At 45.3% G+C, this 18,286-nt stretch carries 18 protein-coding genes; 2 read left to right on the forward strand and 16 right to left on the reverse strand.

Annotation, left to right across the window (positions count from 1 at the left end):
• Positions 1-6: 6 nt before the first annotated feature.
• The 11 genes from NSQ68_RS13890 to metH form a co-directional block, all read right to left on the reverse strand.
• Positions 7-993, reverse strand: coding sequence for an SAF domain-containing protein (locus tag NSQ68_RS13890; RefSeq protein ID WP_342426288.1), 987 nt, complete (start codon positions 991-993; stop codon positions 7-9).
• 38 nt (positions 994-1,031) lie between these two features.
• Complete coding sequence (locus tag NSQ68_RS13895) at positions 1,032-2,525, reverse strand: serine/threonine-protein kinase (RefSeq protein WP_342429117.1); 1,494 nt, start codon at positions 2,523-2,525, stop codon at positions 1,032-1,034.
• A gap of 179 nt (positions 2,526-2,704) precedes the next feature.
• Complete coding sequence (locus NSQ68_RS13900; protein ID WP_342426289.1) at positions 2,705-3,763, reverse strand: SAM-dependent methyltransferase; 1,059 nt, start codon at positions 3,761-3,763, stop codon at positions 2,705-2,707.
• 22 nt (positions 3,764-3,785) lie between these two features.
• A complete protein-coding gene (locus tag NSQ68_RS13905) occupies positions 3,786-4,559 on the reverse strand; it encodes an ATP-binding cassette domain-containing protein (RefSeq protein WP_342426290.1) in 774 nt (257 codons plus the stop codon).
• Entirely contained in the window at positions 4,556-4,870 is a 315-nt protein-coding gene (locus NSQ68_RS13910; protein WP_039271274.1) for a thioredoxin family protein, read from the reverse strand. Before NSQ68_RS13910 ends, NSQ68_RS13905 begins: the two co-directional genes overlap by 4 nt.
• The gene (locus NSQ68_RS13915) at positions 4,867-5,205 is read right to left on the reverse strand and encodes a cyclic-phosphate processing receiver domain-containing protein (RefSeq protein ID WP_342426291.1); all 339 of its coding nucleotides are present in this window, start codon (positions 5,203-5,205) and stop codon (positions 4,867-4,869) included. The genes NSQ68_RS13910 and NSQ68_RS13915 overlap by 4 nt, the downstream gene beginning before the upstream one ends.
• Positions 5,206-5,276: 71 nt before the next feature.
• Positions 5,277-6,125, reverse strand: a complete 849-nt coding sequence (locus NSQ68_RS13920; RefSeq protein ID WP_342429118.1) for a deoxyribonuclease IV — start codon at positions 6,123-6,125, stop codon at positions 5,277-5,279.
• Positions 6,115-6,933, reverse strand: coding sequence for a DNA-formamidopyrimidine glycosylase family protein (locus NSQ68_RS13925; RefSeq protein ID WP_342426292.1), 819 nt, complete (start codon positions 6,931-6,933; stop codon positions 6,115-6,117). The genes NSQ68_RS13920 and NSQ68_RS13925 overlap by 11 nt, the downstream gene beginning before the upstream one ends.
• A gap of 73 nt (positions 6,934-7,006) precedes the next feature.
• Positions 7,007-7,855, reverse strand: coding sequence for a TIGR01457 family HAD-type hydrolase (locus NSQ68_RS13930; RefSeq protein WP_342426293.1), 849 nt, complete (start codon positions 7,853-7,855; stop codon positions 7,007-7,009).
• A 464-nt stretch (positions 7,856-8,319) separates the two neighbouring features.
• A complete protein-coding gene (rnz, locus tag NSQ68_RS13935; RefSeq protein WP_029517417.1) occupies positions 8,320-9,249 on the reverse strand; it encodes a ribonuclease Z in 930 nt (309 codons plus the stop codon).
• A 79-nt stretch (positions 9,250-9,328) separates the two neighbouring features.
• Positions 9,329-12,769 (reverse strand): methionine synthase, encoded by a 3,441-nt coding sequence (gene metH / locus NSQ68_RS13940; RefSeq protein ID WP_342426294.1) that lies wholly within the window; start codon positions 12,767-12,769, stop codon positions 9,329-9,331.
• A gap of 281 nt (positions 12,770-13,050) precedes the next feature.
• Here metH and NSQ68_RS13945 point away from each other — a divergent pair, with 281 nt between their 5' ends.
• Positions 13,051-13,593 (forward strand): cupin domain-containing protein, encoded by a 543-nt coding sequence (locus tag NSQ68_RS13945; RefSeq protein ID WP_342426295.1) that lies wholly within the window; start codon positions 13,051-13,053, stop codon positions 13,591-13,593.
• A gap of 91 nt (positions 13,594-13,684) precedes the next feature.
• Here NSQ68_RS13945 and NSQ68_RS13950 read toward each other — a convergent pair.
• The 5 genes from NSQ68_RS13950 to NSQ68_RS13970 all read right to left on the reverse strand — a co-directional run bounded on the left by NSQ68_RS13950 (position 13,685) and on the right by NSQ68_RS13970 (position 17,247).
• Positions 13,685-14,829 (reverse strand): IS3 family transposase gene (locus NSQ68_RS13950; RefSeq protein ID WP_342426296.1). Its coding sequence is split into 2 segments (ribosomal slippage): positions 13,685-14,556 and positions 14,556-14,829, totalling 1,146 coding nucleotides; the frame shifts between segments, so codons are not numbered across the junction.
• A 154-nt stretch (positions 14,830-14,983) separates the two neighbouring features.
• A complete protein-coding gene (locus NSQ68_RS13955) occupies positions 14,984-15,778 on the reverse strand; it encodes an HAD family hydrolase (protein WP_029517414.1) in 795 nt (264 codons plus the stop codon).
• Between the two features lie 156 nt (positions 15,779-15,934).
• Positions 15,935-16,444 (reverse strand): hypothetical protein, encoded by a 510-nt coding sequence (locus NSQ68_RS13960; protein WP_342426297.1) that lies wholly within the window; start codon positions 16,442-16,444, stop codon positions 15,935-15,937.
• A 119-nt stretch (positions 16,445-16,563) separates the two neighbouring features.
• Positions 16,564-16,770 carry a DUF896 domain-containing protein gene (locus NSQ68_RS13965; protein ID WP_029517413.1) on the reverse strand — a complete coding sequence of 69 codons (207 nt, stop codon included), beginning with the start codon at positions 16,768-16,770 and terminating at the stop codon, positions 16,564-16,566.
• 108 nt (positions 16,771-16,878) lie between these two features.
• Positions 16,879-17,247: a LysM peptidoglycan-binding domain-containing protein gene (locus NSQ68_RS13970; protein ID WP_342429119.1), complete on the reverse strand. Its 369-nt coding sequence runs from the start codon at positions 17,245-17,247 to the stop codon at positions 16,879-16,881.
• Between the two features lie 187 nt (positions 17,248-17,434).
• Between NSQ68_RS13970 and lexA the strand changes: the two genes are divergently transcribed.
• Positions 17,435-18,061, forward strand: coding sequence for a transcriptional repressor LexA (lexA, locus tag NSQ68_RS13975; RefSeq protein WP_013310545.1), 627 nt, complete (start codon positions 17,435-17,437; stop codon positions 18,059-18,061).
• Positions 18,062-18,286 lie beyond the last annotated feature (225 nt).

Consider the following 18,286-nt stretch of genomic DNA (forward strand, 5'->3'; position numbering starts at 1 on the left):
TCTCATTTATTTGGCATACGGATCAGAGCTTCCGCCCTGCGTCAGAATCTTTGTTTGTTCTTGATGTTCCTGCTCGTTCTCATATTCATTTCTTGTATCATCAATCCCGCTTGCTGGGTTTTCTATAGTAGCACCCGCATGCTGAGCTGCAATTTCCTCACTCAGACCTCTTTCCATGGGTGTTGAAATTACACTGTTTGATGAATTAATTGCATTTTCAAGGGAATCCCGCAGCTGCTTAGACAGCTTTTGTTCAGCCATGTGTATCAAATTCGGATCACTATTCATTAACGCTAACACCTGCGCGTTAGGTGGATAGGTCGGGATTGCCTTAGGCTGAAATTGGGGATCGACATACGTCAGAGCATAAATGGATGCTTTATGCAGATAGGCATCAACAATCGCGCTCGAAAGCGATAATATTTCCTGCTCATTCAATGTGACCCAGACAACCGGACCTTCCAGTCGGGAAATCTTCTTTTTGGATAATAGAATGTAATCCTGACCTGTTGGAAATTGAATGCGGATATCTACTTCGTCCCCCGACTTTAGACTGTTGGGTAGTACCACTACCTTTAGCTCACGGTTGCGTAAATCTTTAGGTGTGGGTTCGTCAGCAGTAATCATAGACGATGTAAGCACAGATCCTTTTTTAAGCTCAATCTTGGCTGTGGTTCCGGAAACTTCACTTTTATTTGCCAGCAAATTTGATGGAGCCTGAGAACCGGGAACTTTAATTCCCTTCAAATCATTAGATGCAATCTGTTCACCTGGAGAAATGTCACGGACAACCGCCCAGCCTTTTTTCGCGGTTCGTTGCTCTTGTTCATACTCTTTCCATTTCAGTTCTGCCTCTACCTCAGCCTGTTTCCTGACCTCATTCATTTGATGGATATTAACCATAAGGTAGCCGGCAAAGATAATGCCAACAATCCCAGCGCCAATGCAACCGGCATACAGTTTTTGTTTACTGCTCTTTCTTAGCTTGGACACAACTTCTCCCCTGCCTCTTTTTGATATATACTTTCTATTTAGCGCCGTCGCTTAAGGAATGCGAAGCGTCTTCTCCGGGTGTCTGGAATAACTCCGCGAAACAGCTCGTCCAGCACCTGATCCATCTCATCATCCCGCTCGAAGGGGTCTGAGTGGAACGGTAGAGCAAATACTTTATCGTGATCCAGCTCCTTACGAAGCCTGCGAACCGCCTCCGAAGTTGCCAATGGCAAGCAGTAATTCCATTTGTGCTGTGGGTGGCGCTGAAGAGATCGGGCTAGCCCTGCAATATCCTGAACCCTCCATTCGGCCCCTGAGCCAACTACGAGCGGATAATCGGCTCTCAAGAATTCTTCCAGACGTTCATTATCCTGCCCACTCCCCAGGTCCAGTACGATAAATCTGTAAGAACCACCCAACAAAGAAATGACATCCGCACGCGATGTTTGTCGCCAGTAATGTACTCCATCGACTTCAAAACGCCGACTTGAACTCGATTGTCCAACGGATGTGCCTTCTACGACTTCTTGAAGTCGGGCAAATGCTTTGGCTGTGCTGTGCAGCTCAACCAAAGCTACGGAGCGGGATCTTCGAGCCAGATAGTGGCTCACCGTAATTGCTGTATGCGTAGCACCGGAGCCGGCAGATACACCCAGTACAGCCACTACCCTTGTACCTGCATAATCCATTGAGGCATCATTAACGGATATTCCTTGTTGAGCAGGTTGAAAATCAGCACTGCGACGCAGTTCTCCAATGACCTCCCCGGCGGATTGAAATCGTTCCTCAGGATGCTGACGCAGCAGTTTTCGAATCACTGGAATCAAATGACGAGGCAATTCCCCGCGTATATACCCTTCTACTCCCGCAGTCCACTCGCTATATTTGCCTCCTGTACAGAGATACAATAGCAGCGCTCCCAAGCTGTATAAGTCTGAACGAGCATCCGTCTGACCTGCTCCATATTGCTCCGGAGCAGCGAAGCCCACTGTGCCCAGCTTTACCGTATCTTGATCCAGCTCAGCCTTATAGCTCCTCGCTATTCCAAAATCAATCAGTATAAATTCCATTTCCGGTGTCAGCATAATATTCGTTGGTTTCAGATCCCGGTAAATGACTGGCGGTTGACGGGTATGCAAATAATCCAACACATCCAGTACCTGCAAAGCGAATGGGACGATTTGCTCCTGTGGAATATAGCCTTGGTAGCCCTTCATATATGCTTCCAGCGTAATTCCTTCGATGTAATCCATAACCAGGTATACCGCACCAGATGGGGGATGCTCAAAAAAATCAACAATTCTTGGTAAACGTGGATGGCTTAGTGAAATCAGCATCTCTGCCTCCGTGCGTACAAGCTTCATCACTTGTGGCCCGGCAACCGACTCCTTTACTGCCCATTGCTTGCCTGGCAGTTTTAAATCCTCTGCCATGAACACGCGGCTCATTCCTCCCGAACCCAATGTGCGCACAATACGATAACGCTCACCGACAATTGATCCGAACTCCAACTGTGATGGTTGCTTCATTATTCTCCTACCTCCTTTCTTAAGCAGACAACGCAAAAAAGGGAAAGCTCCGCAAAATCAAATTTCCATGTCGCCATGAAAACCTTTTTCGCGGGATGCTTTCCCTTGATTTAAACATGATTATTATTTTTAAGGAACAATTTGGATTTATTATATAGCACACCTGTATCTATTGTAAAGTATTATTTTCCATACTTGATCATGTACAGGGTAATCTCATCTCGATTATGGAATAGTTGCTTAGCTCGCTGAATCTGCATGCCGGACTCTTCAAATGAAGCAATTACATCATGAATGAGCGCCAAGGGCTTTTTATGCATTAGCTTGACCGTAACGATAGCAGTACCACCACTTCGCAAACTATATAGTAAATCAGTAACGAGCCTTGCCATTTGCTTAGGACTCCAGCTCATATCACAAACCAGCAGATCGAACGAATTCTCTTTAAATTTGACTTCACTTGCATTTTTACGCAAAAAAGTCAGATTGGCGTACTTCATCAGTGATGGCTCCATCTTTGCCGGATCAACCGCAGTAACTTTCAGTCCCCGCTCCAGTAAGAAGGAAGTCCATCCACCCGGTGCTGCCCCAATATCCAGTCCCTGATGGAAAGCGCCAAAATCTATGCCGAACGTCGCTTCTGCTTCCAATAGCTTGAATTTGGCACGAGAAATTTGTCCGTTTTCTTTCTGAAAACGAACCGCGCCTCCGCTCCAATCCGATAGGTTGTCCTCAGGACGTGATACACCTGCATACCACGTATCTGTATCTGCAAAAACGGACACAATAACATCGGCGCCTTGTACTGTTTGCTCCATAGGTAGATCACTTAATTGTTCACTCAAAGCCTGCTTAAGTGCACCTGCGCTTTCAGTCCAACTGCTATTAGATCCTTTGCGCACCTGTAAAGAAACACGTTGATCCATCAGTTCCTTGCGGTTACGGATGAATGCAACCAGACGTTCCTGTACCTGAACCAGGTCCGTTCCTTCTTCCTGAAAATGAACAGGAAACAAGTGACGTAAAAACATCGGCGGCTGACCTGTAATAGTCCTCACTACCTCAATTTCTTCCGCAGGTAATGTAGCCAGAAAAATTTCACCAGGTAAAAGCATCGTACTTTTAACAGAGCCAAATATTCTTCTAAGCTCCTCTTGAGCATAGGGTGCAAAACCGTGATTGGCCGTACAAATAAATCTTGATGATGACAAAGTAGATTCACTTTGTTCATCTGTACTCATATATAGTTCCTCCAAAATAACATTACCCTCCAGTGCACACCCGAATCCAGGGACGTTCTCCATCCCAATCCAGCTCAACCGGAACTTCATATGTGTGCATAATCAATTCTTTCGTTAAAACTTCTTTTTTCGGTCCAGCTGCTGCAACCTTACCATCACGAATCAATGCAACATGTGTAAATAGGGGGACAATCTCCTCAATGTGATGAGTCACATAGACCACTGATAAGTCCCGCTTGCGGAGCCGATCAATCTCGACCAGCATTTTTTCCCGCTCAAATAGATCCAACCCAGCACAAGGCTCGTCCATAATTAGCAGACGAGGTTCTGCCATCAGTGAGCGGGCCAGCATCACCTTTTTACGTTCTCCTTGAGATAACGTCCCCAGCGGATGATAAATCAAGTCACCTAAATTCATACCCTCCAGCAAAGATATGGCCTTTTCTTTTGCCTCTGTCGGAATTTCCTGATAAAAGCGCAAAAAAGCATACGCACCTGTAGCGACCACTTCCCAAACGGGATCTTTTAGCGCCAGCTTTTCCAATAAGGTCTGACTGATATATCCGATCTGCTTGCGGACCTCCCGCACATCACATTGACCATACATTTGCCCAAGCACTTCAACCGTACCACGACTTGGAAACATGTACCCTGTCATCATTTCCAGCAATGTTGTTTTACCGGAACCATTGCGACCCAGAATAGCCCAATGTTCACCTTCTCGTATATCCAGGCTTACATCGTCCAATATCCGTCTTTCTTCCCGCTGCAACGTAATGCTTTTCATGGATATCATTCCATCACGCTCCTTATTTTGCTCAGCAAGTGTTCTACAGATTCCATTTTGTAGATGATTTCAGGATTTTTGTTTTCACCATTATATATAAGAAGCGCGGGAACGCTGGATATCCGGTACTCCTGTACCAGTTCAGGAATATAGTTAATGTTGCTCTGCACCACTGCTCCTTCGGGGAGCAAATGCTCTGCTACCTCCAGCATCTTACGGGCAGCCGCGCATGTTCCGCACATGGGAGTGTACACAAACAAAGCCAGCTTGCATCCCTCCCATATGGCACGGCGCGCGTCTTTTTGTCCGATCTCTTTCATTGTTCAGACCCTTTTCTGATCTCTCGCATACGCTCCTCGGGCATGGGCCCATTATGCACGGTGACTCCCTCTGGCTTATTTGCATAGAGCAGCTCATACATGGCTCGCCGCCCCTCTGGACTGGAGGAATGCAAGTAAATTTCACGTGGATATAACCGTTTCCCTGCGATAGCAGCAGCCACATCTTTTCCCGTAGGTTGACCTGGACCCAAATCATAATCTAGCGATAGTATCGTAATAGGGTATTCATGAAGCAGCAGCAGACACTCTTCCGCATCTCTTGCCAGCTTAAAGCCCGGAGGACAAGGCCGATAATCGTCCATAAACAAATACATCAACTTCTCCTCCTTTTCCCATATATGCAAGCTCACAAGCCTCAAAGATAGTTATTATCAATCAGACTGATTTACTCCCAGCTTAGAATCATTTGAATATCCTCCTGATGTGTCCCATCAGGTCCCGTCTCACTCTCCAAAACGATAGGAATGCCTCTTACAGCCTCCTGATCTGTCATCCAGCGCATGCCCTCAGTACCAATGTAGCCTTGCCCCACACGAGCGTGTCTGTCTTTTTTAGAGCCATACGGGTATTTAGAATCGTTCAAGTGAACTCCGCATAGAGCTGACCAATAGCCGAGACGGTTTCCTTTATCGATCAAGGCCTCGTCCATTCCACCGTTCCACAATCCTGCTGCATACGCATGACAAGTGTCCAAGCAAAAGCCGATACTGTCAGGATACCGGCACAACTGACGGATTTGCACCATTTCCTCAAGCGTGGTTCCCATAGGTCCATGATCCCCCGCCTGATTTTCAATCAATATTTTAGCATTTCCCTGCCAGCCTTCCAGCACATCATTAAAACAGTTAATGATGTTACGATAGCCCTCTAGAGGGTCTAACGAATGCATGTGACCAAAATGAACGACAATCCCTTTTGACCCACAGGCTTCAGCAATATCCAGATCATTGCGTAATGAAGCAATCGTCAGCTCATAAAGTTCCTGACCACGCTCGGACCCATGAGCCGGATTAACGGGATATGGCGAATGAGCAATGGATTGAAGCTGGTGCTCTACACAGTAAGCGTTGCAAGCAGCAGCATCAGTAGCACTCCATTCCTTCAGTCTCAGACTACGAGGATTTTTCGGGAAATATTGAAATGAACGTCCCCCCTGCTCTCGCGCACGTATAGCGGCTTTGGAAAAGCCACCACGCGTACTCACATGGGAGCCGATGAGCAATTTAGGCATCATGCTGCTGTACCGGGCAATAAAATGCTTTTTTCCCCGCCAGTTCAACCCTTACAATTTTTCCGCCACTTGGAGATTCTTCTCCTTCGCGGTCATATACTCGACACTGATGATCAAATCCACCTGTTAGTGTGTCTCCATCCATTAGAGGCATTTCCATGTATCCGCCTTCCGCAGTAGCTTCACGTAGTACGGATTGAGTGGCATGATATAGCTTTTCCACTTTTTCTGGCGACTGCACAATGTTTTGTACTTTGGAACCCGGTGTAAATCCGGCGATATAAGCAATTTCGTCCGAATAACAATTGCCAATACCTGAAAAAACCTGCTGATTCACCAGTGTTGTTTTTAAAATCCCCCGGCGTCCCTTCAGTCGTGCTGTAAACTTTTCCAACGTCATACGGCGGTCTAACGGATCAGGTCCCAGGTCTGACAAAGCCTCCTCTGTTTCTTTAGCCGTCAGCAAGTGTAGATAACCTAAGCGCAGTCCGATAAAATAAAGCTTTACTCCACTAAAATCTAATTCGATCTGAACTGTACGATCTGGACGCTGCTCCTCCGTTCCCAGAAATAACAGCCCTCCCAACATCAGATGAAGTACGAGCCGCCCGCCCGTGTTTAAATGAAAAATCAAATGCTTGCCTCGACGCTCTAAATATACAACGGTCGTTCCGAGCAATTGTTTCTCAAACGTTTCCACTTCAGTATTAATGGACTTTTCACGGCTAACCGTCACTCCAGTAATCGGAATGTCCAAAATTTGTTTGGATAATAAGATTCTGTAGTTTTCCATTTCAGGAAGTTCCGGCATATCAACATCTTTCCTTTCGTAGCTACATAGCTTTTAATGCTCGCAAGTTTTCTAAGACATATACTTTTTTCTATTATTTCAGCTCTTCTTTCATCCAGTCCTGCAATTCAGCGAGATTTTCAAACATCAAGTCAGGTTTTACTCCAACGGTACGCACATGTTCGTCCATATTAGCGCGGGTCGTCACGCCCGACAGGATCAGAGCTGTTTTACAACCTGCTGCTGCACCTGCCGCAATATCTGTAAGCATATTATCGCCCACAACCAGAGCTTCATCCGCCTTAATGTTTAAGCGGTTCAGTGCATAATTCATCAATACGCTTGAAGGCTTACCGATGACAATAGGCTTTACCTGTGAAGCCGCTTCAATTGCAGCTCCAATCGTACCTGCTCCTGGCGTTAGCCCATCATGTGAAGGCAATTGAAGATCCGGATTTGTCAAAATAAAAGTGGCTCCTTCCCGAATCCAACGCATGGCAGCGGCCAGCGCATCATATGTAAATTGACGATCTATCCCCTGCACCACATAATCAGGATGTTTTTCAACAAGCTGCAAACCGGCTCCTGTGAGTGCATCGCGTAATCCTGTTTCACCAATACAATATACACGAGCTCCAGAACTTTGCTGTGCAACATATTGTGCAGCTGCTAACGCCGAAGTATATACTTCATGGCTAGCCGCTTCAATTCCCATACCAACCAAATGCTCAGCCACCGATTCGGGTGTGCGTGAAGCATTGTTTGTAACATAAGCATAAGGTATCTGGTCTGTACGCAATCGGGATATGAACAGATCCGCACCCTTGATCATCCGATTTCCATGATAAAGGGTTCCATCCAGATCAATTAGTAACGATTTTATCGCAATCCCCTCCCCCACTTCAAATCCATTCACATCATAGCACTGAAAATTATAATTCATCCTATGAACGATGTTCTCCTTCTTATTTAACCACCTTAATTATTCAGGTCATAAAATAATCGGCCGTCTCCATTCATCTCATCTATCTTAAGTCAAAAATGCTTATGAAGTCCATGAATTGGTGGTAAACCGTGCAAAATAGCGCCATTCCTCGCTAAAAGCCGTCGCTTTCACATGACATAAGTTCACATCTTCGTCGAAATCCATCGAAGGCGCTATTTCCTCAAAGGAAATCTTCTGTATTTCCTGATCATGCTCAAGACATAAAATCCTTTAAATTCGATATATAGAAACTCGAATATGACATGCCTCCATATGTGGTAGAACAAATTCATCCCCACCACCGTGTGCGGGTTCTCATCTCTTGTCGCATCCTGCGCTTTCCCGGAAAATAATTTCGGTGAAAAACAAAGGCACCGGAGCAAGCCCCGGTACCCATGCACATATCTTTCTCCAATCGTTTATTAACCGATATCGGGTACAGGTAACAGCACATGCTGCTCCGCAAGCAATGAATTGGGAAATATGCTTCGCGCCTCCTCCAGCAATGGCTGAAGCTGCTCCTGATCTTTATACCTAGAACTAAAATGCGTCATGATTAGCTGACCCGCACCTGCGGCTTTTGCAGCCTCCGCTGCCTGAAGCGCCGTACTATGATGATACTCGTACGCTGTATCTGCCAGTTCATGCAGAAAAGTGGCTTCATGAACGACGACAGTTGCATCTTGAGCCAGCACTACCGTATTCGGGCAAGGTCTCGTATCCCCCAAAATCGTGATGATACGCCCCTTTTTCGGCGAACCCAATACATCCTGAGGGTGCAAAATAACTCCACCCTCTACCTCCACGCTTTCCCCACGCTTTAACTTACCGTACACCGGGCCGGGCTTGATTCCATATCGCTCCAACAGTTCTTGGTTAAGCTTACCTGGCTTATCCATCTCTACAACTCGGTAGCCATAGCTGTCGATCCGATGATCCAGCAAAGCTGACTCCACCCGGAATTGACCGTCATCAAACAGAACCCCACCCGTATGCTCCACAATATGTAGTTGGTAATTGATACGCGATTGGCTGATCCCTAAAGATAGCTCGATATATTGCTGGATTCCAGGCGGTCCATATACCGTCAGTGGTGTCGTTCCCCCCTGGTACGCTCTGCTCGACAGCAGCCCCGGCAGACCAAAAAGATGATCCCCATGCAAATGGGTGATAAATATTTTTTCAAGTCTGCTTAGTTTGAGCGGCGAACGCAATACCTCTTGTTGAGTGCCTTCACCGCAGTCGAACAGCCACATGCTTCTTCGTTCTTCCAGCAAACGAAGAGCGATGGACGTTACATTTCGCTGAATCGTAGGCACCCCTGCATTTGTACCGAGAAAATAAAATTCCATAACATTAACCTTCTTCCTGCTGACCAGCAAAAAACCTCCGAAGCTCGGAGGGTATTTGCTATCCCATCTGATAAAGATGTTAAACCTTTTCGACGTTAAAATACTGCGCCTGAGGGTGGCTGAACACCATGGCTGATACAGAAGCCTCCGGTTCCATCATAAACCCTTCCGTCAGCTCAACGCCAATATCCTCAGGTTTTAACAACTGGAACAACGGTCCCTGTTCCTCCAGATCTGGACATGCAGGGTAGCCAAAGGATACCCGAATGCCTTGATATCTGGCACCGTGTCGCTGTTTCATTGTCATATCGGCAGGGTCCGGGAAACCCCAGCTATCCCTGATAATATGGTGAAGCCGTTCCGCTAACCCTTCTGCTACTTCGAGTGCTACCGCTTGAAGTGCATGCGAGCGCAGATAATCCCCTTTATCTTTCCACTGGGTAGATATCTGCTGAATCCCATGACCAGCTGTAACGACCATGAAACCTACATAGTCCATAACTCCGGATTCAACTGATTTCAAGAAATCAGCCAGACATAGATAAGGCTCTACCTGCTGGCGCGGGAATGTAAATGTGTGCAGTACCTTGCTCACATCCGACGGATCATAGATCAGAATTTGATTTCCTTGCGACTGCGCTGGAAAGAAACGATACATGGCATGTGCCTGGATGATTCCGTCTGTCACAGCTTCAAACATGATGCTGTCCACGGTTTCCTTCAACTGAATCGCTTTCGGATCTTCCGAAGCCAGCAGCTGTTCAACATTACCTTTTAAACCAAGATGATGCCCCATTAGCATCTGCATATTCACGTAAGGCAAAATATAATTCAGTGGATAGTTGCGCAGTACATGTCGATCCGTATCTGGTGGAGTATAGACGGGCAAATCCTGAGCAATGTTAGAGCGCACAGCTCGAGTGAGTTTAGGGAGCGGCTTGGCTTCCACGACGATTGCCGCTTCAGCCTCCCGCTCAGCTTCCATCTCCTCGGCCATTTTTTTACGGGACTCAGGATTCATAAGCTTATTGGCAATATCCAGGCCATCCATAGCATCCTTTGCATAGGCAACCAGACCATCATACTCAGGACGGATACGATTTTTAGTGAACTTACGTGTTAAAGCAGCTCCACCAACCATTATTGGAATATCAATATTCGCATTTTTTAAATCCTGTGCGGTCAGCACCATTTGTTGTGCCGATTTAACAAGCAGTCCAGATAAGCCAATCATGTCGGCCTTTTCTTCACGGTAAGCCTCAATAATGCGTTCTGGTGGTACTTTTATACCCAGATTCACAATATGGTAACCATTGTTGGATAGAATAATCTCCACCAGATTCTTACCAATGTCATGCACATCACCTTTGACCGTAGCCAACAAAATCTTACCTTTTACTGAGGATTCATTCTTCTCCATGAACGGCTCTAAATAAGCCACGGACGCCTTCATCACTTCAGCGCTTTGCAGCACCTCTGCAACAATCAATTCGTTATTGTTAAACAGTCGTCCTACTTCCTCCATCCCCTTCATCAGCGGGCCGTTAATAATCTCCAGCGAAGAATATTTCACAAGCGCTTGCTCCAGATCCGGAATGAGTCCCTCCTTACTTCCCTCCACTACGTAGGAAGCCAGTCTTTCTTCGAGCGAAAGGTTTGATATCTTTTCTTTTTTCTCCACTTTCTTGTTACGGAAAGCTGCTACAAAAGCGGATAAAGTATCGTCATTTGTTTTATAGATCAAGTCTTCCGCAAGTTTCCGCTCATGCTCTGGAATGGATGCATAACGCTCAAGCTTCTCTGTGTTTACAATCGCATAGTCCAGACCTGCTTTGGTGCACTCATATAAATAGACGGAATTGAGCACTTCACGACCCGCTTCCGGCAAACCAAAAGAAACGTTACTGATGCCCAGGATAGTATGCACCCCGGGAAGCGCCTCTTTAATAATGCGAATACCCTCAATCGTTTCCTTAGCTGAACCGATATATTGCTCATCACCTGTTCCTACTGGAAATACGAGCGTATCAAAAATTAGATCCTCCGCTGCCAAACCGTAACGGTTCACCAACAGATCATAAGAACGTTTAGCTACCTCAAGCTTATCCTCACGTGAAATAGCCTGTCCGCGTTCATCAATCGTACCCACAACAACAGCGGCGCCGTACTTATGAATAAGAGGAGCCATGTTCTCAAATTTCTCTTCGCCATCCTCCAAATTAATGGAGTTAATAATCGCCTTACCTTGCGAATATTGAAGTGCTTTATCAATGACTTTAATATCCGTTGTATCTATCACCAAAGGTACTTTTACCTTGTTTACAACCAGTTTCAAAAACGCTTCCATATCCGTCATTTCATCGCGGTCCGGATCCTGCACACAAATATCAATGACATGCGCTCCGCTTTTTACCTGAGCGCGGGCAATTTCAGATGCCTCTTCATATTTGCCTTCCACAATCAAACGCTTGAATTTGCGGGATCCCAGAACGTTCGTTCGCTCACCAACCATATATGGACGATTATCCTGTTCAATATATACAGGCTCAATGCCTGATACGGCAGGAGGATGATGACCTACCAGCGGACGCGGCTCAAACTGCGCCATACTTTCACTCATAACTCGAATATGCTCAGGCGTGGTACCACAACATCCTCCAGCAATATTCAACCAGCCTTTTTCAGCGAAAGCAGCCATTTTACGTGCTAATGAATCAGGCGATTCATGGTATTGACCATTTTCATCGGGCAATCCCGCATTTGGATAACAGCTAATAGCTGCAGAGGACATTTCAGACAGAGAGCGAATATGATCACGCATAAACTCTGGACCTGTAGCACAATTCAACCCAATCGAAATTGGATGCAAGTGTTCAAGTGATATGCAAAAGGATTCGATATTTTGTCCGGCCAACGTCGTTCCCATAGGCTCAATCGTGCCTGAAATCATTAGCGGAAGCTCGATACCTGTCTGCTCAAAAGCCTGCCGAATTCCGATGCTTCCAGCCTTGACGTTAAGCGTATCCTGTGAGGTCTCCAAAAGGAGTACATCCACGCCGCCTTCAATAAGCGCCAAGGCCTGCTCTTGATAGCTGTCAATCAATTCAGCAAATGTAACACCGCCTGTGACAGACAAGGTTTTCGTGGTTGGGCCCATGGCTCCTACAACAAAACGAGGCTTGTCCGCAGTGCTATATTTATCCACCGCGTTACGCGCCAGTTTGGCCGCCACCAGATTAATTTCACGGGCACGTTCCGGTATATCGTAATCCGCCAAAACGACGGATGTTGCTCCAAATGTATTCGTTTCAATTAGGTCTGCCCCAGCCTTCAAGTAGGCTTCATGAATCCCTTGAATGACATCCGGTCTCGTTAAGACCAGCATTTCATTACAGCCCTCCAGCTCTTCCCCACCAAAATCATCGGGGGAAAGGTCTTCCTGTTGAATCATGGTGCCCATGGCCCCATCAAGAAGGAGTATTCTTCGTTGTAATGCATCCTGCAAGCTAACTTTATCCAAATTTCTTCACCCCCGCAAAACGTTAAATCCTAGTTTAGCAGAAACCGTATCATTTAGATAGATTGAAGTAAAAACATACGTTTTATACAGGTTGTTCTTTGTAAAAACGACTTCTCTAATCCATTTTTATAGTTTGTAGCATTTTAGAACGTACTTAACCCTGTATCCTTTAACTATAGCCATTTGCATTATAAAATGTTGAAATCCTGTATTGTACTACGTTTCAAGACATGGTATTCTTTATACAACATTAATCCAAGTGGAAAAGAGGGGATAAATACATGGCTCAAATTTTAATACGTAATACGAATGAACGAATTAGCGGTGAAGAACAGGTACGTGAATTTCTGGAGAGTCACGAGATATTGTATGAACATTGGGATGCTTCCAAATTGTCCGGGGAGCTGCAAGAAAACTTTACCTTATCAGATGATCAAAAGGTCGCTGTTCTCAAAACATTTGAATCCGAAATCAAGGATTTAGCCGCACGCCGCGGATATAAAATATGGGACGTTATCACTCTATCTGAAGCAACGCCGAATTTGGACGAGTTGCTGACCAAGTTTGAGCAAATTCACACCCATACCGAGGATGAAATTCGTGCCATTATTTCTGGTAAAGGTATCTTTATCATTAAAGGCCCTGAAGAGATCGGCTATTTTAACGTAGAGCTTTCACCGGGAGATGTTATCTCCGTACCCGAAAATACACCTCACTTCTTCACTTTAATGGAAAATCAAAAGATCGTGGCAGTCCGCTTGTTCATCGAAGAAAATGGCTGGATTGCGGAACCGTTCGAAGATCCAACCTTCATCAAAGCATAACTACGAATTTATCCTTGTGTGAATAAAAAACTCCCTCTGCTCTGGGGACTGACCCCTGTTTGTGAGACAGGGATCAAAGCACCTTTCAAGTTTAAGCAGCCAGTCGTCGGAAATCTACCGGCGACTGGTTATTTAGTTTCGTTTGAATCCGAATTGAGTTATAGTAGTTGATGTAGTCTCGAACGGTCTGTACAACGATGGCAGTCGTTGTACACATGAGATCTTCGAGGTAGAACGTTTCAGACTTTAGTGTGGAATGAAACGATTCGATGGGGGCATTATCAGCGGGCATTCCTTTGCGGGACATGCTCATGGTCATGCCTTTTCCCTTTACTGCAGCTTGATAAGCCTGTGACGTATATACGCTTCCCTGGTCGCTATGAAGCAGCATGCTTGTCCGTTTTGGAAGTTGATTCAGCGTATCCAAAACCAAGGACGTATCTTGCTTGTCCGCTATACTGTAAGCCACAATCTCCCCGTTGTACAGGTCTAGAATGCTAGAGAAGTACAACATCTTTCCGCCAAACGGTAAATAAGTGATGTCCGTGACGAGCTTTTGCAGGGGGGCATCTGCATGGAATTGCCGCTTCAGCAGATTTTCTGCTGGATGAGCGGGTTGCCCAGTTGCCTTTCGTTTCTTCATCCTCACGCGGCACTGTAACCCCTCACGCTGCATTATCCGCTGAACTCGTTTGTGATTGGTTCTTTGCTCTGCCCGAAGGAGTGCGGTGATTTTTCGGTAGCCATACCGAAATTTATAACGGATGCAAAGCTCCCGAATTTTCTCCACCGTAGCATCTGTGCGCTCTGTCTCCACGGCTTCTTTCCAGCGGTAGTAGGTCGCTCTTGCGATCCCGAGCCATGTACAAGCCTCAGACACCGTCACTTGGTCTCGAATGGATTCGATCCAGGCAACGGCAACTTCTGGTTCCACCTCCTTTCCAGTTCCTTGTACTTTTTTAGCAGGTCCAATTGCTGCTTCAGTAACCGGTTCTCCGCCTTTACCTTTTCAAGCTCCGAAGAGTGTTCTGGACCTTTTCCGTAGCTGTATTGTTTACCTACAGGCTGCTCTAGACGATGCACTTCGCCTGTTCGATACCACCTCATCCATGTTTTTAGCTGTGTCTTATTCCGTATTCCCAACTGCTCCATAACCTCTCTTACCGGAACTCCTGCCAATCTCATTTCAATAGCTTTCATCTTTATTTCTAAGGGATAACTCACTCTCGTTGCCAACGTGAAAACACCTCCAAGGTTATCTCCATATCTTACGACATGGCTCGATTCTCTTGAAGGTGTTTTGATGTGTCTCACGTTATGGGGTCAGTCCCCTGTAACAACCGAGCGAAGGGAGTTTTCTTAATACTCGTTTCTAAAGACTGTGGATTTCTTACTTTAACGATTGAATAATTCCGTCCAATTCAGACAGATGCTTGATTTGGAACTTCGGCTTGATCTCTGTAGTATTGGTTTTAGCATTTCGGTTCACCCACACCGAGTGAACACCTGCTGCCAATGCTCCTTGAATATCAGTCGTCAGCTTATCTCCTACCATTAAAGCATGTTCGGGCTCAATACCAAGAAGCCCCAAAGCATGCTGGAATATAGACGGATCAGGCTTGCCTCGACCAAATGAACCTGAAATGACCACATGATCAAAGAAAGGAGCTAATTGAGGTACTCCATCCAGTTTCTCCTGTTGTAGATCAGGGGAGCCGTTTGTCAGCAATAACAGCTTGTATTGTCCCTTCAATTGTTCTAGAATCTCAAACGTTTCTTCATATACATGGGGACGCGCGCGTCTTTCCGAAGCAAATTGGGTAGCCAGCTTTTCCGCCAACTTCTCATTATCTATCCCTAGTTGCTGGAGTCCTCTGCGCCATGATTCCTTTCGATAAACAGGAGCCAACTGTTCCAGTTGACGGAATTCAGGTTGCTCTCCTGCTGTAAAATTCGCCCACAATCCTTCAAACGGATTAATGCCGATCATTTGAGTAAAACTAAAGGTTTCATAGGATTCATACAAAGCGCGTGCTTCCTTACGTACGGCTTCCTCCAGAGCTTTTGGATCAACGCCTGCTTCACGGGAGCCTGTTTGACACGCTGCATCAAATGCCTCCTCTACACTACGTTCATCCCACAAAAGGGTATCATCAAGATCAAACATTACCGCCTGAATCGTCATCTGAATTATCCACTCTCTTTCCACACAGTATATGTACGCCTATTTGCTTCGTTAAGTATTTGAATCGTTTGTGTGCCCATATTAAGCAAGCGGCCGCAGCATGTTATATGAAATAACATCATACGGCCTTTGTTACAGAGCTACAGGCTAAATCAGTTATTTCTTCTCCACCTGTATCTGATTGGATAACGCAAACTTCTCAAGTCGCTCTGCAATGGCATCCGTGTCATAGCGACCTAACGATTTTGTGAAAATAAAATTACCGCCCTTACCTTTTCTTTCAACGGTTACGTAACCCTTTTCAATCTTGATGGCTTTCATGTCCCCAGCGGTCATTGGACGTTCCCTGCCACCTTTCAGCATATAGAGAGTATCCTTTCCCACTTTCAAATAAGGACGACGGATGAAAAAGATAACAGCCAGCATCAAGTACAGGCCGAATACAAGCCAATCCATCCCTCGCATACCGGTCTTAGTCAAAAAGTAACTCATAAGCATGTACAATATAGAAAGACCAGCCAGCATAATTGGCACAGTAATGTTACGACCACGGAAAATATCCATTGCAGAACCTGCGCCGTTAATGGTTTGAATGCCTTGCTTTTTGCGCGATTTATTTAAATGCGCTGTGTTTTTGCGTACTTTTCTTTCAAATGATCGGGCCATCTCTCAATTCCTTCCCAGATATATTACAATAAAACAATTGCCTCAAAGCTGATCTATATAGATACCAAGAACGGTATCTAAAGCAAAGACAAATTACAGGCTTGGACGCTTTAACAACATTAATGCTTCAGCCCGTCATTTCCCTTCGATGTATCATCGTCCACAAATTCAATCGTTTCCAGCTGCTGCCGAAAATTACGGCGAATGTTACCTAAATAAATTTCCCGAAGATTGGCACGTTCTGTGGTTTCCTCTTCTGTTAATCCCTCGGATTTTGCTTTACGCGCTAATTCATTAATGCGCTGTACCAAGCTGTCTATATCCAAATTGTGTCCCCTCCATAAAAGCAAAGATATAATACACTTTGACATGTAGAAAAGAGCTTGTCAAGGCTCCCGCATTACGCTCCCTGACAAGCTCTAATAGTCAATAGATCATAAGTCAGGAAGCTTGAGTACCTGACCTGCCTGCACTCCCCGATCCTCTAAACCGTTAATCCGCACAATTCCTTCTATATATACCCGTGTATCCATTCGTTCCGGTTTATGATTCGCAGCAATCTGCCACAACGTATCCCCAGGTTGTACCGTCAGTTTAGTCACTTCTTCCTTGGAAGCTGAAGGAGCCGCGAAAACCGTAAGTACACCTGCTCCTGCAGTCCAAGCAACAATCACTACAATAAGAAGCTTAAGTAAAAGAGTATTGGTAATAATCTGCATAAAACGCGTTCTATCCTCTTTTCGGGTCTCCTGTAAATTTTCTATATTCATTGGAAAAATACTTTGATAGGTGCTATATTTCATCATGGCTGTGTCCTCCAAACGTTTGTTCTTATGTTTTCACAATATAACACGAACATTTGTTTTGTTCAATAGAAAAGAGAACAAAAGTTCGCAATTATTTTTAGGGATTATTTAGAACTTATGTTTGTACGAACGGAGGTTCTATGCTATAATTTTCCCAAACGTTACTAAATGGGGTTGATACGGTATGTCTAAGATTTCGAGCCGCCAGCAGGCCATTCTTGAATTTATCCGCAATGAAGTGCGTCTAAAGGGATATCCCCCTTCTGTGCGCGAAATAGGCGAGGCTGTCGGATTGGCCTCCAGTTCTACGGTTCACGGTCATTTGGATCGTTTAGAGAAAAAAGGACTCATTCGCCGCGATCCTACAAAACCACGGGCTATTGAGTTACTCGGTCAAGACGAATCGGATAACAGCAACTTGATTAATTACTCCATTAGTCGTGTCCCCGTCGTCGGCAAAGTAACCGCTGGTCTTCCTATTACGGCGACAGAAAATATTGAAGATTACTTTCCTCTTCCCCAACACTTTGTTGGTGAGGATAAAATATTCATGTTATCTGTTGTAGGCGAAAGCATGATTGAGGCTGGGATTGCTAACGGAGACTATGTAATCGTACGTCAGCAGCAGACCGCTGATAATGGCGATATTGTTGTAGCTATGACAGATGAAGACGAAGCTACAGTTAAAACCTTCTACAAAGAAAAAGATCATATCCGGCTTCAACCTGAAAATCCAGCCTTTGAACCGCTTCGTCTGACACACGTCAGTATTTTGGGCAAGGTTGTAGGACTCTTCCGGGACTTCCACTGATTTCTCGTTCCTCCTTCCCCGTTATTCTATCCACTAATACAAAACCGGCTGCCTAGGGCAAGCCGGTTTTGTATTGTTATTATGCTTACTATGTATCTCACAACTATTCTTTCCTTTTAGCAACCTATTCCTATTGTATCTACTATAAAATCAGCCTCATCATCTCAAATAATCCCTCACTGATCTTGAACAGCTATACTGTTATGGGCAAAACTAATAGATCTT

Source organism: Paenibacillus sp. FSL L8-0158 (assembly GCF_038592965.1).
GTDB lineage: Bacteria > Bacillota > Bacilli > Paenibacillales > Paenibacillaceae > Paenibacillus > Paenibacillus polymyxa_D.